13 protein-coding genes and 2 pseudogenes are annotated in these 18,860 nt (G+C 55.0%); 2 read left to right on the top strand and 13 right to left on the bottom strand.

Going from position 1 to position 18,860, the window contains the following annotated elements; genetic code table 11:
- Positions 1–1,539 (bottom strand): multiple monosaccharide ABC transporter ATP-binding protein, encoded by a 1,539-nt coding sequence (mmsA, locus tag ACIPF8_RS11175; RefSeq protein WP_400420905.1) that lies wholly within the window; start codon positions 1,537–1,539, stop codon positions 1–3.
- A gap of 141 nt (positions 1,540–1,680) precedes the next feature.
- Positions 1,681–2,739 carry a multiple monosaccharide ABC transporter substrate-binding protein gene (gene chvE / locus ACIPF8_RS11180; RefSeq protein ID WP_061534008.1) on the bottom strand — a complete coding sequence of 353 codons (1,059 nt, stop codon included), beginning with the start codon at positions 2,737–2,739 and terminating at the stop codon, positions 1,681–1,683.
- A 629-nt stretch (positions 2,740–3,368) separates the two neighbouring features.
- On the opposite strand from chvE, the pseudogene ACIPF8_RS11185 reads away from it, so the two are divergent.
- Positions 3,369–3,500, top strand: a pseudogene (locus ACIPF8_RS11185) (IS3 family transposase); the annotation flags it as partial.
- An 817-nt stretch (positions 3,501–4,317) separates the two neighbouring features.
- Here the strand turns inward: ACIPF8_RS11185 and ACIPF8_RS11190 are convergent.
- The 4 genes and pseudogenes from ACIPF8_RS11190 to ACIPF8_RS11205 form a co-directional block, all read right to left on the bottom strand.
- Positions 4,318–5,766: a hypothetical protein gene (locus tag ACIPF8_RS11190; RefSeq protein ID WP_400420906.1), complete on the bottom strand. Its 1,449-nt coding sequence runs from the start codon at positions 5,764–5,766 to the stop codon at positions 4,318–4,320.
- Positions 5,767–6,501: 735 nt separating this feature from the next.
- Positions 6,502–6,717 (bottom strand): annotated as a pseudogene (locus ACIPF8_RS11195) (IS3 family transposase); the annotation flags it as partial.
- An 11-nt stretch (positions 6,718–6,728) separates the two neighbouring features.
- Positions 6,729–7,739 carry an IS110 family transposase gene (locus ACIPF8_RS11200; RefSeq protein ID WP_400420907.1) on the bottom strand — a complete coding sequence of 337 codons (1,011 nt, stop codon included), beginning with the start codon at positions 7,737–7,739 and terminating at the stop codon, positions 6,729–6,731.
- Positions 7,740–8,091: 352 nt separating this feature from the next.
- Entirely contained in the window at positions 8,092–8,982 is an 891-nt protein-coding gene (locus ACIPF8_RS11205) for a LysR family transcriptional regulator (protein ID WP_400420908.1), read from the bottom strand.
- A 199-nt stretch (positions 8,983–9,181) separates the two neighbouring features.
- Between ACIPF8_RS11205 and ACIPF8_RS11210 the strand changes: the two genes are divergently transcribed.
- Positions 9,182–10,279, top strand: coding sequence for a YeiH family protein (locus ACIPF8_RS11210; RefSeq protein ID WP_400420909.1), 1,098 nt, complete (start codon positions 9,182–9,184; stop codon positions 10,277–10,279).
- Between the two features lie 64 nt (positions 10,280–10,343).
- Here the strand turns inward: ACIPF8_RS11210 and ACIPF8_RS11215 are convergent, their stop codons facing one another.
- The 7 genes from ACIPF8_RS11215 to ACIPF8_RS11245 form a co-directional block, all read right to left on the bottom strand.
- Positions 10,344–10,829: a hypothetical protein gene (locus tag ACIPF8_RS11215; protein WP_400420911.1), complete on the bottom strand. Its 486-nt coding sequence runs from the start codon at positions 10,827–10,829 to the stop codon at positions 10,344–10,346.
- An 81-nt stretch (positions 10,830–10,910) separates the two neighbouring features.
- Positions 10,911–11,582, bottom strand: a complete 672-nt coding sequence (gene rpiA, locus ACIPF8_RS11220; RefSeq protein WP_400421302.1) for a ribose-5-phosphate isomerase RpiA — start codon at positions 11,580–11,582, stop codon at positions 10,911–10,913.
- 96 nt (positions 11,583–11,678) lie between these two features.
- A complete protein-coding gene (locus tag ACIPF8_RS11225) occupies positions 11,679–13,445 on the bottom strand; it encodes a cation:proton antiporter (RefSeq protein ID WP_400420913.1) in 1,767 nt (588 codons plus the stop codon).
- A gap of 317 nt (positions 13,446–13,762) precedes the next feature.
- Positions 13,763–14,299 carry a peptide deformylase gene (gene def / locus ACIPF8_RS11230; protein ID WP_400420915.1) on the bottom strand — a complete coding sequence of 179 codons (537 nt, stop codon included), beginning with the start codon at positions 14,297–14,299 and terminating at the stop codon, positions 13,763–13,765.
- Positions 14,300–14,346: 47 nt separating this feature from the next.
- A complete protein-coding gene (galU, locus tag ACIPF8_RS11235) occupies positions 14,347–15,222 on the bottom strand; it encodes a UTP--glucose-1-phosphate uridylyltransferase GalU (protein ID WP_400420916.1) in 876 nt (291 codons plus the stop codon).
- Positions 15,209–17,275 carry an NAD-dependent DNA ligase LigA gene (gene ligA, locus ACIPF8_RS11240; RefSeq protein ID WP_400420918.1) on the bottom strand — a complete coding sequence of 689 codons (2,067 nt, stop codon included), beginning with the start codon at positions 17,273–17,275 and terminating at the stop codon, positions 15,209–15,211. The genes galU and ligA overlap by 14 nt, the downstream gene beginning before the upstream one ends.
- A 151-nt stretch (positions 17,276–17,426) precedes the next feature.
- Positions 17,427–18,569, bottom strand: coding sequence for a cell division protein ZipA C-terminal FtsZ-binding domain-containing protein (locus ACIPF8_RS11245; protein WP_400420920.1), 1,143 nt, complete (start codon positions 18,567–18,569; stop codon positions 17,427–17,429).
- Positions 18,570–18,860: the final 291 nt, after the last annotated feature.

Consider the following 18,860-nt stretch of genomic DNA (forward strand, 5'->3'; position numbering starts at 1 on the left):
TCAATTGTCTCCGTTCTTCACATTCCGCACGATCGCGCGCATGATTTTTTCCTGGGATGCTTCCGCCGCCGTCAGTTCGCCGACGAAATTACCCTCGTTCATCACATAGACGCGGTCGCACATGCCAAGCAGTTCCGGCATTTCCGATGAAATCATGATGATGCATTTTCCTTCGTTCGCCAGCTGGCTGATGATGGTGTAAATCTCGTACTTGGCGCCGACATCGATACCGCGCGTGGGTTCATCCAGTATCAGTACATCCGGATTGGAGAACAGCCATTTGCTGAGCACCACCTTCTGCTGGTTGCCGCCCGACAGGTTCAGCACTTTCTGAAACACGTTGGCGCAGCGGATTTTCAATTTGCGGCGATAATCCGCCGCTACCGAATATTCACGCCCTTCGTCGATCACGGAGTTGTCCGCCACGCCATCGAGATTGGCCAGCGAGATGTTCTTCTTGATGTCCTGGTCGAGGATCAGGCCGTAACCTTTGCGATCTTCGGTGACATAGGCGATGCCGTTGTCGATAGCTTTCTGTACGGTGCTGACATCGATTTCCTTGCCGCGCAAGAAAACCTTGCCGCTGATGCGCTGGCCGTAGGCGCGTCCGAAAATGCTCATCGCCAGTTCGGTGCGCCCGGCGCCCATCAGGCCGGCGATGCCGACGATCTCGCCCTTCTTGACATGAAAATCGACGCCCTTGATCACCTGCCGCTCCGGATGGATCGGGTGATGCACACTCCATTGCTTGACCTCGAAAATGGTCTCGCCAATCTGCGGGCTGCGTTTGGGATAGCGATCAGCCATCTCGCGGCCAACCATGTTCTGGATGATGCGGTCTTCGCTGATCACCTCTTTGTGGCAATCGAGGGTATCGACGGTGCTGCCGTCGCGCAGAATCGTGATCGAATCGGCGACTTTAGAAATTTCGTTGAGTTTATGCGAGATCAGGATCGAGGAAATACCCTGCGCCTTGAGTTCCAGTAGCAACTCAAGCAAAGCGTCGCTGTCGCTTTCATTCAGGCTGGCGGTCGGCTCATCGAGGATCAGCAATTTGACTTGCTTGGATAGCGCCTTGGCGATTTCAATCAGTTGTTGTTTGCCGACGCCGAGGTTGGTGATCAGTGCGTTGGGCGATTCCTTGAGGCCGACTTTTGCCAGCAGCTCCTTGGTCTTGGCATACGAACCGGCCCAGTCAATCACACCGTTCGTGGCTTGCTCATTACCCAGGAAAATATTTTCGGTGATCGACAACAGAGGAACCAGCGCCAGTTCCTGATGGATGATGATGATGCCGCATTCTTCGCTGTCGGCAATGCCTTCGAACTTCCGTGTTTGTCCTTGATAGTGGATATCGCCGGTGTAAGAGCCATGCGGATAGACCCCGCTCAGCACCTTCATCAAGGTTGATTTTCCTGCGCCGTTTTCGCCGACCACAGCGTGGATCTCGCCGTTGCGCACCTTCAGATTGACATTGTCTAATGCTTTGACTCCCGGGAATGTCTTCCCGATCCCGCGCATCTCCAGGATGGTTTCCATCTGTGTTACCTCACTTACCTCATACTGCGCACAATGACGCCGGCGCCTGACAAACGGAGGTTGCAGCAGCGCCAGGCGTACTGCAACCTCCGGCCAAACAAGATATTCCTTTCAATCGTTTTGAAACGACTGACTTGATTCTTATTTAATCTGGCTTTCAGTGTAATAACCGCTGCCGATCAGTACCTGCTTCCAGTTGGAAGCGTCAACGCTGACAGGTTTCAACAGATAGGAAGGCACGACCTTGACGCCATTGTTATAGGTCTTGGTATCGTTAATGGCCGGTGTCTTGCCGCTCAACTCCGCGTCGACCATCCCAGCCGTTACCTTGGCCAGTTCACGCGTGTCCTTGAACACGGTCTGGCGCTGCTCGCCGCGCAAGATCGATTTGACCGAAGGAATCTCGGCGTCCTGGCCTGTCACGACAGGCATAGGTTGCTTAGGAGTGCCATAGCCGACGCCTTTGAGCGACGACAGGATACCGATACTGATGCCGTCATACGGCGACAGCACTGCATCCACATGGGCGTTGCCGTAATAAGCGCTGAGCAGGTTATCCATGCGCGCCTGGGCGACCGCACCATCCCAGCGCAAAGTGGAAACCTTGTCCATGCCGGTCTGCTTGCTGCGCACTACCAGCTTGCCTTTGTCGATGTACGGCTGCAGCACCGACATCGCGCCGTTGTAGAAGAAGAAGGCGTTGTTATCATCAGCCGAACCGCCGAACAGTTCGATATTGAATGGGCCTTTTCCGCCCTTCAGATCCAGCGCCTTTTCGATGTAGCTGGCCTGCAGCACGCCGACCTGGAAGTTATCGAAGGTAGCGTAGTAATCAACGTTCTTGGAGTTACGGATCAGGCGATCATAAGCGATGATCTTGACGCCCTTGTCGGCCGCCTTTTGCAAGGCATTGGTCAGTGTAGTACCGTCGATTGCGGCGATCACCAGGACTTTCACGCCCTTGGTCACCATGTTTTCAATCTGCGCCAATTGATTCGGGATGTCGTCTTCGGCGTATTGCAGATCGGTCTTGTAACCTTTTTCCTTGAACACCTTGACCATATTGTCGCCATCGGCGATCCAGCGCGCGGAAGATTTGGTCGGCATCGAGATACCGATCAAGCCCTTGTCCTGCGCACTAGCCTGGGATACCAGACCGAACGCGCCAATCAACAATCCAACAATCGTCGTTTTAATCATTTTCACAGCTTGTCTCCTTTAGTTATTGTGGCCTTGCTTTGGAATCTCCGGCAAAGCGCATCTGTTACGGAATACTTGTCTCTGCTACTTTCTTTGCGACTTGGTTCCTGCTGAAAGACTTGTACACCAGGACGGCGCCAAGTTTCCAAACAGCAATCACGAATCTATCAATATAGACCTTTCTCGATCATTTTTCCTGCTCAATTTCCCGCTATATTACGAATTTGATCGATATCAAACAAATGATTTTTTTAATCGATAAGATACCTTTTTCGATATCCCATATCGAGAACGTAAATACCTTCATGACGCTTCCAACCCGCTTGCATGAGAATAAATACCGCCCCCCAGTGTAAAAACACTTGGCTGCTCTTACTAATCACTTTTTTATTCAAAGTGATATCTTTTTCGATATCGTTTTAATGGAAATCTTTTGAGAGCAGTAGGCAACACGCGCTTCTAGGTGGAATGTTCATCCCCTGCAAGCCAGGACAGGCGTCCGGCGTCAAAGAAAGATCACAAACAAGCACCGAACAATTCAGTTTCTCAGCCGTGGATTAGCCCATTGAATCACAGCACACCGGAACACCTCTGAAATAAGAGCTAGTCTTGTGACTAGTTTTAAGCCTATGCAAAATATTGAACAGTTCGAAGTATTGACGGAGCCAGAGCGGCGCCGGCGGCGCACACCCCAGGAGAAGCTAGCGATTGTCCAGCAGACATTCGAGGCTGGGAAATCTGTGTTCCTGGTGGCACGCCAGATTTGAACATTGCAATGAGCGCCATCCGCGCAGTGCCTTGCAATACCGCTTTGCCAGGGAGTTCAGGCGCCGCGCGGCGTTACTAACTTAACGGTGTCATGGTGTCCTGAGTTACAGGGGAAAATCCAAGGCCTATGTCGCGACCTCAACCGTTTGCGGCTCGAGTCCCGTATCAACGATGTCGGAAATTGGCTTGAAATAACCGCAACGTTCTCATGACCAACAACTGATTGTGGCCGACGCCACAATCAAGCCAGGGTTCGCAGGTTCGACACAGATGAGAAGAGGCTGGCTCGCCACAGTGTATGTGACTTGGATGGTCGCTGCCAGCTGCTCGCAGCTCCTGTTCTACCTGTGGAAGGCCAAGGTATTCTGACGCAGGCAGGTACCCCGGAGCTAACGAAGTCACTAGTTACAGCCCCGGTATAATCGCCATCGCGGCTCGGCCTTGATGTTTTGTGCTCGCTTCACGCGATTGCGACGCCGCGAACGACGATATCGTCGCTTACATATTGTTGCTTACTCAAGGTGCCGATAAATGAAACATACTGTATTGACAACAATCAATGAACAGCCCCGGATAGAGGTAAATTTCCATCGTTCATGCCAGTCAATTCCACGGCCTCGAAAAGCCGTGGAAAACGCTACAAGGTCGACAGGAGGAAAGCAGCCGTACGAGAGCAGGACGAGCGTCACAGTGTCGAGATTGCAGCGTGCAACAGGTTTTCGAACTTTCCTTTCAGGACCATCACAGATCGCGACCCTGATCATCTCCATGATGAAGACGCGCGGGTCAAAAACCTAAAAAAGATCAGCGCTAGCCCTTCACACACATGATGTATGCACTATGCTTACTACTTTCGGGCGGTAACTCGGCGCCGACCACAAAAATCCGCTCCCCCTCCACCAAAAGTCCAGACGCGTCGACGTCGGCTAATAGAGGAAATGCAACCCAGCCTTTGCGAATACCATCAGATTCAAGCGCTCCAAAATCGGGGTCAAACTCACCATGCGGCAGAAAACGTCCCACCAGTATTCCTCCGACATTGCCTTGCTCTGAAGGCCCGGCATATCTGCCGATAACCGCGAATTTCCCGTCCGCGTCCGCCACTCCTGTCCACGCCTCCCCGCGTCTCATCATTGAGCTCAATAAGGGTTTTCCGTTGTTAAACCCCTTATCCGGCCGTCCCTCGGCGTCTATGCCACAAAGCCCCCCCACCGTCCAGACCCCCTCGTCATCGACTCCCATCCCCGCGGCCAGAATATGGCCAGTGCGAGTTGCCAAGAGTGCGAGCGCTCGTTGAAATTGACTATTCATATCGTACTCATAGCCGTCTTTTCCAAAGCTGCCATCGAGGCGCCCGTCATAAGTAACCCGGGCAAACAGAGCTGTTAGCCCGCGCTCTCCGCTGTATCCACCTAGCAATAATCCTTTTTCAGTGGGGTGCATTGCTTTCATCTGAACATTCCAAGGTGATGTTCCTCCTGACGGTACAAATGGCTTCAAAATAACCATACCATCAGTACCGAAACTCCAATCCACCAAACCATTGTCGTGAAAACACACTACTACCGTTCCACTTCCATCTGCCTTCAGGCCCATGACATATATTTTTCCGTTATGTCGCGCCCAGTTGACATTGATATCTTGCGGCCAAATAAAATCCCGTGGCTTGTCCTGACTTATCCCGGCGTTCGCCGGAACTGCCAAGCCGGCAAAGCTGGACTTCTTCAATCGCTCGCCTTCTAGTCCGGGGAAAATTGCATGTCCATTGCCTAATTCGCCAAAGGTATTATCCAAATGGCCGTCCAACGTATAACGTGCCAATGCGGGATAGAAACTCACCGAATATCCGGGACCCGGGTTAAGGAGGCCGACTGTCCCCAATACCAGCAATTTGGCAGGATCGTTTGCGTTGGCCTCTATAAAAGCGATTTTATTTGCTGATGAGCGAACAGTCTCTGTTGGGTCATCTGGCTGGTGGTAACTTCCAAGTAGTCTTCCATCGCTATTGAATCTCGCATCCAGACTACCGTCGGGGTGCAGAGCCGATATAGTGTAGTACGGCTGTCTTATGTTCGTCAGATCGGTCGCAGTACCTGTTATATACAGAGTCCCATTCGAGCCTAGAACCACGTCAGCCGCTATGCTGGTGAAGTCACTACTGTTTTCGTGTGGCTCTAACAGAACTTTGCCATCAACCCCGAACGTAGGGTCCAGATCGCCCGGATTGCGGGGGCCAGATATCGGTGATTTTTTAGTCATTTGAATATGGATGCGTCCTGTTTACGAGGGGATGTGAGCGTTCTGAAAGTCAGAAATGCCTCCCACGTAGCTCCAGTCTCGTTGCGCAACCGAGATATATGGATCACCATCTGACAGACGAAATCTGTTGACTCAAAATCTTTATATCAGAGAGTTCGAAGTAAGATTTGCGCGATCACAGGCAGGTATGTTTTGTCAGTACACTCAATTTCCAACGTAATCTTTCGGCGTACCTTCCTTTATAAAAAGTGAATATGTCATGCGCGATTTGGCTCGCTTGGGCCTCACACCCATGCGTACTTTTTGCTTGATCAATATTGGGGCATTTGATGGCAACATCCAATTCGTCGACGCACAAACTACAAGACATCTACACCCTTGTATGTGTCGCACCGTCGCCTTTTATGAACATCACAAAAGAAAACCTGGAGTGAAGCGTTCCAAATTTTCCCGGCCGAGATTAGCACCAAAAATTCGACCATTATTGAAGATAATAATTTGCTAGTTGAATACTTAAGAGTATCTGGAGCTTTGCTGCATAAATCCCGGTTTGTCGTGACGAATTTTGATGAGGAGTGGGTAAGTTGCGAGCATGATAAAACCTGCACTAGCCAAATATCGTACGACGCACTGGAAACAATACAACGCTGCAATGCTGCGTTAAAAAATCATGGATCCTTGGGACAAAAACATGCAATGGCACGGTCTGAGGTTCCGTCTTCCAACAGGTTATTCCTATGCAACCTGTCTATTCTGATTCTGCTCACTGATCCAGCTCTGTAGAAACTGGACCGGCGATTTATAACCGAAGGTAGAATGCTGTCGCTTGCGATTGTAAAACACCTCAATGTATTCGAAGCTGACCGCCTTCATTTCGGCCTGGGTGGTGTAGCGAAGGCCGTGGTTGCGCTCGTTCTTGAAGCTGTTGAACCAGCTCTCGGTCGGCGAGTGACGCTCCTATGTCAAGAAATCTTCGCCGCATCTGCTAAATCGGCAAGAATGAGCGGATATAGTTCACGAATAATATAGCGCTTCAAACATCGTTGAATTTCTTTTGTTGAAAGTCCTTCCGCCGTGCGACGCACTACGTAAGCACGCGTGCGTGGCTCACTCCGCATTCGCACCATGGCGATGGTCCACAATGCATTGTTTGTCGATCGATCACCACCACGATTAAGTCGATGCTGTATGGTTTTTCCTGATGATGCCGGTAACGGACTGGCGCCACATAACGCGGCAAGTGCTGATTCACTGCGTAGTCGCTCGGGGTTATCGCCGGCAACAGCAATCAACGTGGCAGCTGTCTGAGGCCCCACACCGAACTGTTCTCGAAGATGCGGTGCAGACCGACGTGTTGGTTGCTCCAATTGGGTATCGAATTCCTTCAATTCGTCCGCTAGCATAAGCCAGCGTTTTGCTAGCAGACGAAGTGTGCTGGTTAATGTCTGCAAGAGTGTCGTCGTCCCTAAAGGCCGGAGATGCGCGCACCCGGCAATGCATTGCTCAGGTTTTGTTTTCCAAAGCCGTTCACGGATATCTTGAGGAGCACTGATCAGTATCGCCCGCAATTGGTTGATCGTTTGAGTCTTAGCCTTCACAGCGCGGCACCTGGCAACGGAAATGATCCGCATCGCTTCTGCAGCCCCAGACTGGAATTTTGGAATTGCGGTCGCCTCTCCAGCAAGCACCGAACGTGCCGCATTCTCTGCATCGGTGGGATCTGACTTACCCTGCAATCTGCGCTTAGCGCGATTGGGACGATTCACTTCCAGAACCTCAACTCCTTGCTCACGTAACACGCGAGCAAGGCCTGCACCATACGTACCGGTGCCTTCAACGCCCGCACGCCGAATGTAGCCCAGAGAGCGAGCCCAAGCTAATATTGTCAAATAACCGTTCGCGTTAGTTGGTGTGGCTAGTGTTCCGATAAGTTTGCCAGCGTGACTGATGACTGCCGCAACGTGGGTATCCACACCCAGGATTACTTCGAGATGCGGAAGCTGTCCGGGAAGTCCGCATTATCGTTCCGTAAAGCCAGTTCCCAGGCAAGACCTTGACGATCGATCTGTTTGGAGACTAGCAAGTTGCCGGATTCGAAATTAGCGGGAAAACGCAAGCCACCGCCGACAATTGATTCAGACCCGCCGCAGCTGGCCTGCATCGCGCAAAACAAAACGGGAAATCCATATCACTATAAAAACTTGACTGCTTTTGACATTTTCGTCCTCACAAGTTTGCTTTTATAAAAACAAACAAGTTTTCAGAAAACATCTTTTGATAATTTATTTGGAAATATGGTCGCCCGTGCCTGCGAGCTGGGGTCGTTCAAGACCAGCCGCGACAGAAAGCCAGGAACTGCATCAGCCGCAGGGAGAGGATCTTGTGCTTGCTATGGATCAGGTAGAAATGCCGATGCAAGCGCGGCAGCGTAGTGTTGAGGGCAACCAATCGCCCGCTTTGCAGGAAATCCTCGACCACCGCATGCGACAGGCAACTGATGCCAAGTCCGGCGGCGGCGGCGTGTTTGATCGCTTCCGAATTGCCGAACTCGCAGCTCTGCTGCAAATGATGCAGATGCGGCAGCAAAGCCTGTTCGACCGCTTCGCGGGTGCCTGAACCCGGCTCGCGCAGCAGCCACTCGGCAGCGCGCAATTGCTCCACACCGATCTTCTTGTCGCCAACGGCAATCGGATGCTGCGGCGAGCTGACGATCAACAATTCGTCGACCATCCACGGCTCGACCTGCAAATCCGAGGCATGACAAGGTCCCTCGATCAGGCCGACATCGACTTCGAAATTGACCACCGCCGCAACGATATCCGCAGTATTGGCAATCGTCACGCGCACCTGCAGCTCGCTGTGCTGCTGGCGGTAGGACGCGATCAGCGACGGCAGCAGGTAGCTGCCGATGGTGGTGCTGGAGCCGATGTGCAGACCGCCCCCCTGCGCCATGCCGGGCATCAGGAACTGCTGCTCAATCGTCTTGGCGGCATCCACCACCTGCCCCGCCTGCGGCAACAACACGCGGCCATTGTCGTTCAGGACCAGGCGCTTGCCGACTCGGTCGAACAAACGGCAATCCAGCAGATTCTCCAGTTCATTCAACGCTGCGCTGGTCGCCGATTGCGACAATGCCAGTTGCTCGGAAGCTGCAGTGGTGCTGCCGGATTGTGCTACGGCCAGGAAAATCTGCAGTTGTCTGATGGTGAGGCGCATTGTGGCGACCCTTTACTGTGCGGGCAAAGTTGGAGGTAAAAGCGGCTGGCGAATGTAGCTGTTTTTCCGGCTACACTTCAATCTACCTGGAAAACAGGTTGATTATACAAAATTAATCCGTTTTTCTTTTAGATACCCAATCGCTATAGTGATTTCCATGGCGCCATATCCCGGCGCAGCATCCTGATCGGAAGTCATTGTGAGTACCTCGACCCTGGCCGGCGCAACCCGCCCATCCAAGAGCAACACCAAGATCCAGCCATCGCTGCTGGCCGGATTAACCCTCAGCGCATTGATTGCCGCCGCCGCAATTTTTGCCGCAAAGAGTCCCTGGCTGCAGGCGCATGGCTTCAGCGCACTGACGCTAGCCATCGTGCTTGGCATGCTGGTAGGCAATCTGGGATACCAGCGCATCGCCCCTGCCTGTGCGCCCGGCGTTAATTTTTCAAAGCAGAACCTGCTGCGCCTCGGCATCATCCTGTACGGCTTCCGCCTGACGTTCCAGGATATCGGCCATGTCGGCCTGAGCGGCGTCTTGATCGACGCGCTGGTCTTGTGCTCCACTTTCGGCATGGCGCTGCTGCTCGGCACGCGCCTATTCAAGCTCGATCGCAATACCGCGATGCTGATCGGTGCCGGCAGCTCGATCTGCGGCGCCGCAGCTGTGATGGCCACAGAACCGGTGCTGCGCGCGCAACCGGCGCAGGTAACGGTCGCCGTAGCAACCGTGGTCGTATTCGGTTCGCTGGCGATCTTCCTCTACCCGCTGCTGTACCAGCTCAATCTGCACTGGCACTTCCTGGCCGCCTCACCGCTGGCCTACGGCATCTACACCGGCTCGACCGTCCATGAAGTCGCCCAGGTAGTAGCCGCCGCCCGCGCCATCAGTCCCGATGCCGCCAACACTGCGGTGATTACCAAGATGGTCCGCGTAATGATGCTGGCGCCATTCCTGATGCTGCTGTCGGCCTACGTAGCAAATCGTGGCACAGCAAAAACCAACGGCACCGGCAAACCAGGCAAAACCCGCCTCGCCATTCCCTGGTTCGCCTTCGGCTTCGTAGCAGTAGTCGCCCTCAACTCCTTCGCCCACTTGCCCACGACGCTGGTGGCCCACGTCAACGATGCCGACAACATCCTGCTGGCAATGGCCATGGCTGCATTAGGCATCTCGACACATTTTTCGTCGATCCGCGTTGCCGGGGTAAAGCCTTTATTGTTTGCAGCGATGCTGTTCGGCTGGTTGATTGTTGGTGGAGCGATGATCAATGCGTTGGTGTTGCGGGTATTCGCCTAAGGCCAATCCAAAGAAGCCTTCATGGAAACGCGAGCGCATGTGCTCCGTGGTTCGTTAAATGGGGTCAGAGTAATTTTCGCAAAGAACCGCGAAAAAAAACTCCGACCCCATTTAACTTCTCGGAGCTGGTTTTGATGTTGACGTTGTTTTTGACGTTGTTTTTGACGTTGCTTTTGAATTGGCTTTTGCCGTTGACGTTGTTTTTGACTTTTCGCATGCTGACGTTGCCAAATGGGACGGGTGACAGTCGGGAATTATGGGACACATGTTTGAGCGAAGCGAGTTTGTGTCCCATCCGACTGTCGCACGGCTCATTTGGGAACCCGCCAACGGCGGGCAACGGCTGTGCGATCGCCTTTTTGCTTACTTTTTGGCGAAGCAAAAAGTAAGCGGCTGCCGGGCCGCTCCCGGCTAGTCTCCACGGAGTAATCAACGTATTAATTAACGACGAAACGGCGGATTCTGAATGCGCCATTGCATTCACTCCGTGGCCCGTAAAAGGGGTCAGAGTAATTTTCGCAAAAAGCCGCGAAAAAAACTCCGACCCCATTTAACTACTCATTGCGTTGCGCCAGGCGCGTAACGAATGGTCACGCTACCCCGTAGCTTTGCTGCAGACCGAACTGACGCTTCAAAACGTCAGCGTCTTCACCCCATCAGGCGTGCCCAGCAAACAGATATCCGCCCCCTGCTGCGCAAACAAGCCAACCGTCACCACACCAGTAATCTGGTTGATCTGCCGCTCCAACTCCACCGGATCGGTAATCTTCAGGTCGTGCATGTCGATAATCACGCACCCATTATCGGTAATCAACGGCTTGCCATCCTTGAAACGCAAACGCGGCTCGCCACCCAGCTTGATCAGCTTGCGCGCCACCACCGCCTGCGCCATCGGAATCACCTCGACCGGCAATGGAAATTTGCCCAGCACCTTCACCAGCTTCGAACCATCCGCGATACAGATGAATTTCTCCGCCACCGACGCCACGATCTTCTCGCGCGTCAACGCCGCACCGCCGCCCTTGATCATCGCGCCCTCGGCATTGATCTCGTCCGCGCCATCGATATAAACCGGCATGGTCGCAACCTGGTTCAGGTCGTACACCTCGATGTCATGCGCACGCAAACGCGCCGCAGTCGCCTCGGACGACGCTACTGCGCCCTTGATGCGATGCTTGATCTTGGCCAGTTCATCGATGAAAAAATTGGCGGTGGAACCGGTGCCGACACCGACAATCTGGCCGTCGACCACATATTTGATTGCTTCGCGGGCAACGGCCAGCTTGAGTTCGTCTTGGGTCATGGCAGTCATGGCTTGATCTTGAAAAAGAAATAAAGACGCTATTTTAACCAATGCCGAGCGCCGATTTTGAAATCGGCCCTCGCTTCAACGCGAATTTCAGTGATTTTCATCCGGCGTTTCAGCCAATGTTTCCCGCAACGCAATTTGCAGGCGCGAATGCAGCTTCACAAACCGTTGCCATAACACCAGCACCAGCACAGCGGCGGCAACCAGCACCAGGATCAGAAGATTGGTCGGCGGCAAGATACGGCTGCTGAGGGCGGCAATCATCAGCATGATGCCGATGATCGACACCACCGGGATCACTTCCGCAATCACCCGTCGCACCGCTTGATTATAGGCGCCGGCCCACTCCGGCTTGACGCTGATTTCAGCCAGCAGCATGCTCAGCGCATGCAGTTTGCGATAGGTGGCGATCAGGAAAGGCAACGATATCAACAGCGCGCCGCCCCACACGATGGCGTCCTGCACCTGCGCATCGGCAACCCAGGCCGCCATGAGTGCGCCGAGCTTTTCGGCGAAATAGCCGCTGACGATGAAGATCGCCGCCACCAGCGCCAGGTTGATCACCACCTGCATCAGGATGCGGCGGATGATGCGCGACAGTTCGGCACGGTCGCCCTGCGGTTGCAGACTGTCCAGCCAGGTCGAATACATGCCGAATACCGACGCCACTTTTTCCGGCATCGCCTTCGCCAGCCGCGTCGACAGCGGATCGGCCAGCTTGATCAGGTACGGCGTCAGCAACGTCGTCACGGCCGATACCGCAACCACGGTCGGGTACAGGAAATCACTGGTGACCTTCAAGCTGACACCCAACGCCGCGATGATGAAAGAGAATTCACCGATCTGCGACAAGCCCATGCCGACCCGCATAGAAGTACGGCCATCGTGACCCGACAGGAAAGTGGCCAGGCCACAGCTGACCACTTTGCCCAGCACAACGGCGATCGTAATCACGGCAATCGGCAGCCAGTACTGCGCCAGTATCGATGGGTTGAACAACAGACCGATGGCGACGAAAAAGATCGCGCTGAACATGTCGCGCACCGGCTCGATCAAGCGTTCGATCTGGTGCAGATGACGCGACTCAGCCATCACGGCGCCAATCAGGAAGGCGCCCAGCGCCACGCTGTACTCCATTTTCATGACCAGCAGGCAGAAGCCGAAACACAGCCCGAGCACCGTCACCAGCAGCATTTCCTTGCTCTTGAACTTGGCGACATAGTCAAGCAAGCGCGGGATGATCAAAATTCCCGCCACCAGCGAAACGATCATGAACAGCACCAGCTTGCCGATGGTGCCCACGGCATCGCCGGCATCGACAGAACCGCTGGTTGCCACGCCCGACAGTAACGCGATCATGCCGATCGCCAGCACATCTTCAACGATCAGGATACCGAAAATCAGCTGCGCAAATTTCTCGCGCTTCATGCCCAGCTCGTTGAGCGCCTTGACGATGATGGTGGTTGACGACACTGACAGCATCGCGCCGAGGAATACCGCATCCATCTGCTTCCAGCCGAAATAGATGCCGATTTCATAGCCGATCCACAACATCAGGGTGATCTCGGCCAGCGCCGCCACAAAGGCGGTGGCGCCAACCTTGCCAAGCTTCTTCAGGCTGAATTCCAGCCCCAGCGAAAACAGCAGGAAAATCACGCCCAGTTCGGCCAGGATCTGGATCGTGCGTTCATCCGTGATCAGCGAAAACGGCGGTGTATGCGGCCCGATGATGACGCCGGCGACGATGTAGCCGAGCACTACCGGTTGTTTGAAACGGTTGAACAACACCGTCACAACACCGGCGATCAGCATGATCACGGCCAGATCCTGGATAAACATTTCGACTGCATGATGCATGGGCAGGCTTTCCTTATGAAAGTGGGCGGTTATCGGGGATTTGCGCGAACAAGAAGAGACAACAGAACGCGCGCGGCAAGGTAAGGCAAAGCCAGCCTACGACCGCTCAGACAAGAGATGGCCAGGCGGCAAACATGCGCTGCAATTATAGTACGCTATCGAAGAAACATTTCCAATAGCTTAACAAACGAATTGATTGAAAACTGCCCAGAGCGCGCCTGTCGCAGAACACAGTCAAACACAGCCGAGCGCAGGCAAACAAAGCCACCTTCCGCCGCAATCATCGGCGATGCCGGACGTTGCGACGCAAATCCGACTTAGTCGTCGTGATTCGGATCCAGCTCCGGGAACAATATCTCGGTATAGCCGAAGCGCGTGAAATCCTTGATCCGCATCGGGTACAAAATGCCATTCAGGTGATCGCATTCATGCTGCACCACGCGCGCATGAAAGCCGTCGACATCGCGGCTGATAGGAGTGCCGAACTGGTCGAAACCTTCGTAATGCAGCTGGGTCCAGCGTGGCACCACGCCGCGCAGGCCAGGCACCGACAGGCAACCTTCCCAGCCGTCTTCAAGCTCTTCCGACAACGGCCGCAAGGTTGGATTGACCAGCACTGTCTCCGGCACTGCGGGCGCGTCCGGATAGCGGACGTTATTGCTGAAACCAAAGATCACCAGCTGCAGGTTGACGCCAATCTGCGGCGCCGCCAGGCCGGCGCCATTGACCGCATGCATGGTCTCGAACATGTCGGCGACCAGCGCATTCAGCTCGGCCGTACCGAAAGCAGTGACAGGCTCGGCTTGCCGCAGCAAACGCGGGTCGCCCATCTTCAGGATTTCACGAACGGTCATGGTACGGTCTCTGGTATCGGTGATTGAGGAAAATTACGGAAAAACGATCAGCTGAATTTTTTCAGATACTCGGCAAACTCGGCGCCGGTTTCCGGATGCTTCAAGCCCATCTCCAGCGTGGCTTTCAAATAACCCAGCTTGGAACCGCAATCATAACGCTGTCCGGCATAACGGTAAGCCAGCACGCGCTCATGCTGCATCAATGCGGCGATGCCATCGGTCAGCTGGATCTCGCCACCGGCGCCCTTGCCCAGGCCTTCCAGGTGATCGAAAATACCGTTGGTCAGCACATAACGCCCCACCACAGCCAGCGTCGACGGCGCCTGATCCGGTTGTGGCTTTTCGACGATGCTGTTGACCTTTTCCAGATTCGGTTTATAAGGATCGATGCTGACGATACCGTATTGCTTGGTGTCGGCGCGCGGCACATCCTGCACTGCCAGCATACTGGATTGTTCGGTCGCAAAAATGTCTGTCATCTGCGCCAGCACCGGCTTCTGGCCCGGCGCGACATCCATGAAATCGTCCGCCAGCAAGACCGCGAACGGATCGTTGCCGACCACCGGCCGGGCGCACAGCACCGCGTGGCCAAGGCCGAGCATTTCCGATTGACGGATAAAAATGCAATTGATGTGCTTGGGAATGACGTTCTGCACCAGATCCAGCAGACGCGCCTTGCCGGCTGCTTCCAGCTCGGTTTCCAGTTCGTAGGCCTTGTCGAAGTGATCTTCGATCGCCCGTTTGTTGCGGCCGGTAATGAACACCATATCGGTGATGCCGGCCGCCACGGCCTCTTCCACCGCGTACTGGATCAACGGCTTGTCAACGATCGGCAGCATCTCTTTCGGCTGCGCCTTGGTGGCAGGCAAAAATCGGCTGCCCAGGCCGGCAACGGGAAATACGGCTTTTTTAATGATGCTCATGTACGTTTCCTTGTTCGCTTTCTAAAAGAGTGCGGAGTCCATCTTCATCCAGGATCGGGATATTCAATTCTTCCGCCTTGGTAAGTTTACTGCCGGCTTCGGCCCCCGCGACCACATAGCTGGTCTTCTTGGAAACCGAACCTGTCACCTTGCCGCCGGCGGCCTCGATCATGGCTGCTGCGGCATCGCGCGTCAGGGTCGGCAGGCTGCCGGTCAGCACGAAGGTCTTGCCTAACATGAGCTTGGACGCGCTTTCAGCCGGCAAGTTCTCCGGCCAATGGATACCGGCGGCGCGCAACTGCTCTATCAATTCACGATTCAGCGGATCTGCCAGGAACGTGAGCAATGAACGTGCCACCACCGGACCGATGTCGGCCACTTCCAGCAATTGCTCCTCGCTCGCCTGCAGCAAGGCGTCGATATTGCCGAAATGGCTTGCCAGTTCCTTCGCCGTCGCCTCACCGACATGACGGATGCCGAGTGCATAGATGAAGCGGCCCAAGGTCGTCGATTTCGATTTCTCAAGTGCGCTCAGCACATTTTGTGCTGATTTGTCCGCCATCCGATCCAGCTCGGCCAGTTTCACCAGGCCCAGTTTATACAAGTCGGCGGCGGTTGTAATGACATGGCGGTCCACCAGCTGTTCGATCAATTGATCGCCCAGTCCTTCGATATCCATCGCCCGGCGCGATGCGAAATGCTGCAGCCCACCCTTGCGTTGCGCCGCGCATTTGACCCAGCCGCCGGAACAGCGCGCGATGGCTTCATCCTCCGGCTTGACGATCTCTGAGCCGCAAATCGGGCATGCAACAGGCATCACGAATGCCGGTGCATCGACCGGCCGCAACTCCGGCACAAACGACACCACTTCCGGGATCACGTCGCCGGCACGGCGCACGATCACGGTGTCGCCGATGTGGATATCCTTGCGCCGCACTTCATCTTCATTATGCAGCGTGGCATTGGTCACCGTGACGCCGCCGACGAACACCGGCGCCAGCCGCGCCACCGGCGTCACAGCGCCGGTACGACCGATCTGCACCTCGATATCCAGCACCTGCGTAGTGGCTTCTTCAGCCGGGAATTTATGCGCCAGCGCAAAGCGCGGTGCGCGCGATACGAAACCCAGGGTCTGCTGCTGCAGCAAGCGATTGACCTTGTACACCACGCCATCGATTTCATAAGGCAGTTGCGCGCGTTTGGCGCCAATGCCGCGGAAGAAATCCAGCAAGCCGGCAGCGCCCTTGACCACGCCCCGTTCATTACAGACCGGCAGCCCGAGCTGGCTATACCAATCCAGCAGCGCCGAATGCGATACCGGCATCTCCGCGCCATCCAGCGTGCCGATGCCGTAGGCAAAGAAACGCAAGGTACGTTGCGCGGTGATGCGCGAATCGAGTTGGCGCAGGCTACCGGCGGCGGCATTGCGCGGATTGGCGAATTCCTTCAATCCGGCATCGCGCTGGCGCGCATTGAGCTTGGCGAAATCGGCCTTGAACATCAGCACCTCGCCGCGCACATCCAGTACCTTGGGTGGATTGTCGGTGTGCAAACGCAGCGGGATCGCCCGCACCGTGCGGATGTTGCTGGTGACGTTCTCACCGGTGGTGCCGTCGCCGCGGGTGGCGGCCTGCACCAGGACGCCGTCTTCGTAACGCAGGTTGATCGCCAGGCCATCGAACTTCAATTCAGCGGCGTACTCGATCTCGGTGCCGACCTGAGTGTCGAGCCCATCCCTGACACGACGATCAAACTCGACAATATCGTTGTCCTCAAAGCCATTGCCAAGAGACAGCATCGGGATCGAATGCGTGACCTGCTCGAACTGCGGCAGCGGCGCGGCGCCGACGCGCTGGGTTGGCGAATCCGGAGTATTCAGTTCCGGATGCGCTTGTTCAAGCGCTTGCAGTTCACGAAACAACTGATCGTATTCCGCATCCGGAATCGACGGATTGTCGAGCACGTAATAAGAGTGATTGTGGCGATTTAACTCGGCAGCCAGCCAGGCGGCGCGAGCGCGCCAGTCAGCGGTGTCCAATGAAGAAGATGGCATGTGTGATATCCGTTGAGTACAAAGCAAGAGGCCGCACTAAGGCGGCTCTGTCTACTCTATGCTGCAAATAGTGTTCTGTGTAATGTGCGCCCTACCAGCAATGTGGGCAACGCTGCCCACATTGCGATGGCGCATGCATGCTGTGTTGCAATCAGCTGAATAGACGCAAAGCCCGTACCGAACCCGCAGGAATTTCAGCCGCATCCATTTCCCGATAGAAGGCATCGACCTGGCCGGCAATTTCGGCCAGCTGGACGTCCGCCAGCGGCTGGTTGCTGTCATCCACCAGCACGCCGCCAAGGCGCGCCGCCAGCGAGCGACCGCAAGCCACCATGGCGCCATAACCGTCGCGCGACGGCGCTACGCGCGGCACATCGAGCAGCAAGGTCAGGCGGCTGGTAGTTTCAGCTACGGCGCTGGCATTGGTCGACAACGAGAACAGCAGGCCGCCGTCGCCATCCGACATGACCATGCGGCCTTCCGGACGCGCATCGAAGCCCTGCCGCGCCAACGCCGCCAGCAAGGTGCTGATCGCCCAAGGCGCGCCGTTCGACTGGATATTCACGCCCAGCTGGGCATCGTGCTCGATCACGAACTGATGCAGCGAGCGCGCGGTATTGATCACCTCCGGCATGTCCGGCAGATCAGGTTCGGCGCCGAGGTCATCGGCGATCTGGCGCAAGCGCATGACCAGTTCGGAATATTCGATTTCGTTAAGAGGGTTGCTGCGGTTAGCCATCTGCACACCGGCCAGCAAGGTGCTGTAGACGCCGCCATGCGCCACCGGCTCCCAATCGCCATTGAGGTCTTCGCCGATGAAATGAATCGGCTTGTTGCCGACATGGCGCAGGCTCTGCAAGGCCGGTAGCGCCTTGTCGCCGCGTATCGGCGTTTCCAGCACCAGCGGAATTGCGCAATCGATCAAGTCGTCCACCGGCAAATCCTTGCGCAGCGCCGGCGCAGGAACAGCATGGCCGGCACCGGCGGTTGATGCCGGATTGCCGAACTGCGGCTCCAGCGCATGTTGCTCGGCTGTTTGCTCAATATCGTCGTGCGACGGCTCTGCCATGGCAGCCTGGTCGGCATCGCCTGCGGCGTCGAACAGCTGCGGCTCGTGCCGTACCTGCGGTTCGCCGCTCTCTTTGCCCGGCGTCATCAGGACATCATCATGCGATCCGGAAAATGCCCGCTCAACACTCTTCTTGGCCTTGTATTCCTGCCATTTGTTGTAGGAAATGACGCCAACAAGAAACGCGCCTCCAATGATAAACAGGCTTGTTTGTAGATCTGTCATTCTGCTGATGCCTTAGTAATTGCTGCCGCGTCGCTCGGATACGCGCTTGAAACGCGAATTTGCGACTGAAATTGTGGACTGGTCATTGATTGAATCCGAGGTAAAAACACTTCAAAAATGGTTGTCAGTGACCGCGTAAATGCTTCAAATTGGTTGTAACGCATGGCTTGCATGCCGTCTTTGCCTATAAAAAAATACCCGATTTAATGTATATACAGGCAACATAAATTCCTGAGATATTTTTTTACAAAATATTGCATTAAAAAATATTGCATTAAGACTAGCAAAATC

The sequence above is a fragment of the Collimonas sp. NPDC087041 genome (genome assembly GCF_044745265.1).
Classification (GTDB): domain Bacteria; phylum Pseudomonadota; class Gammaproteobacteria; order Burkholderiales; family Burkholderiaceae_D; genus Collimonas.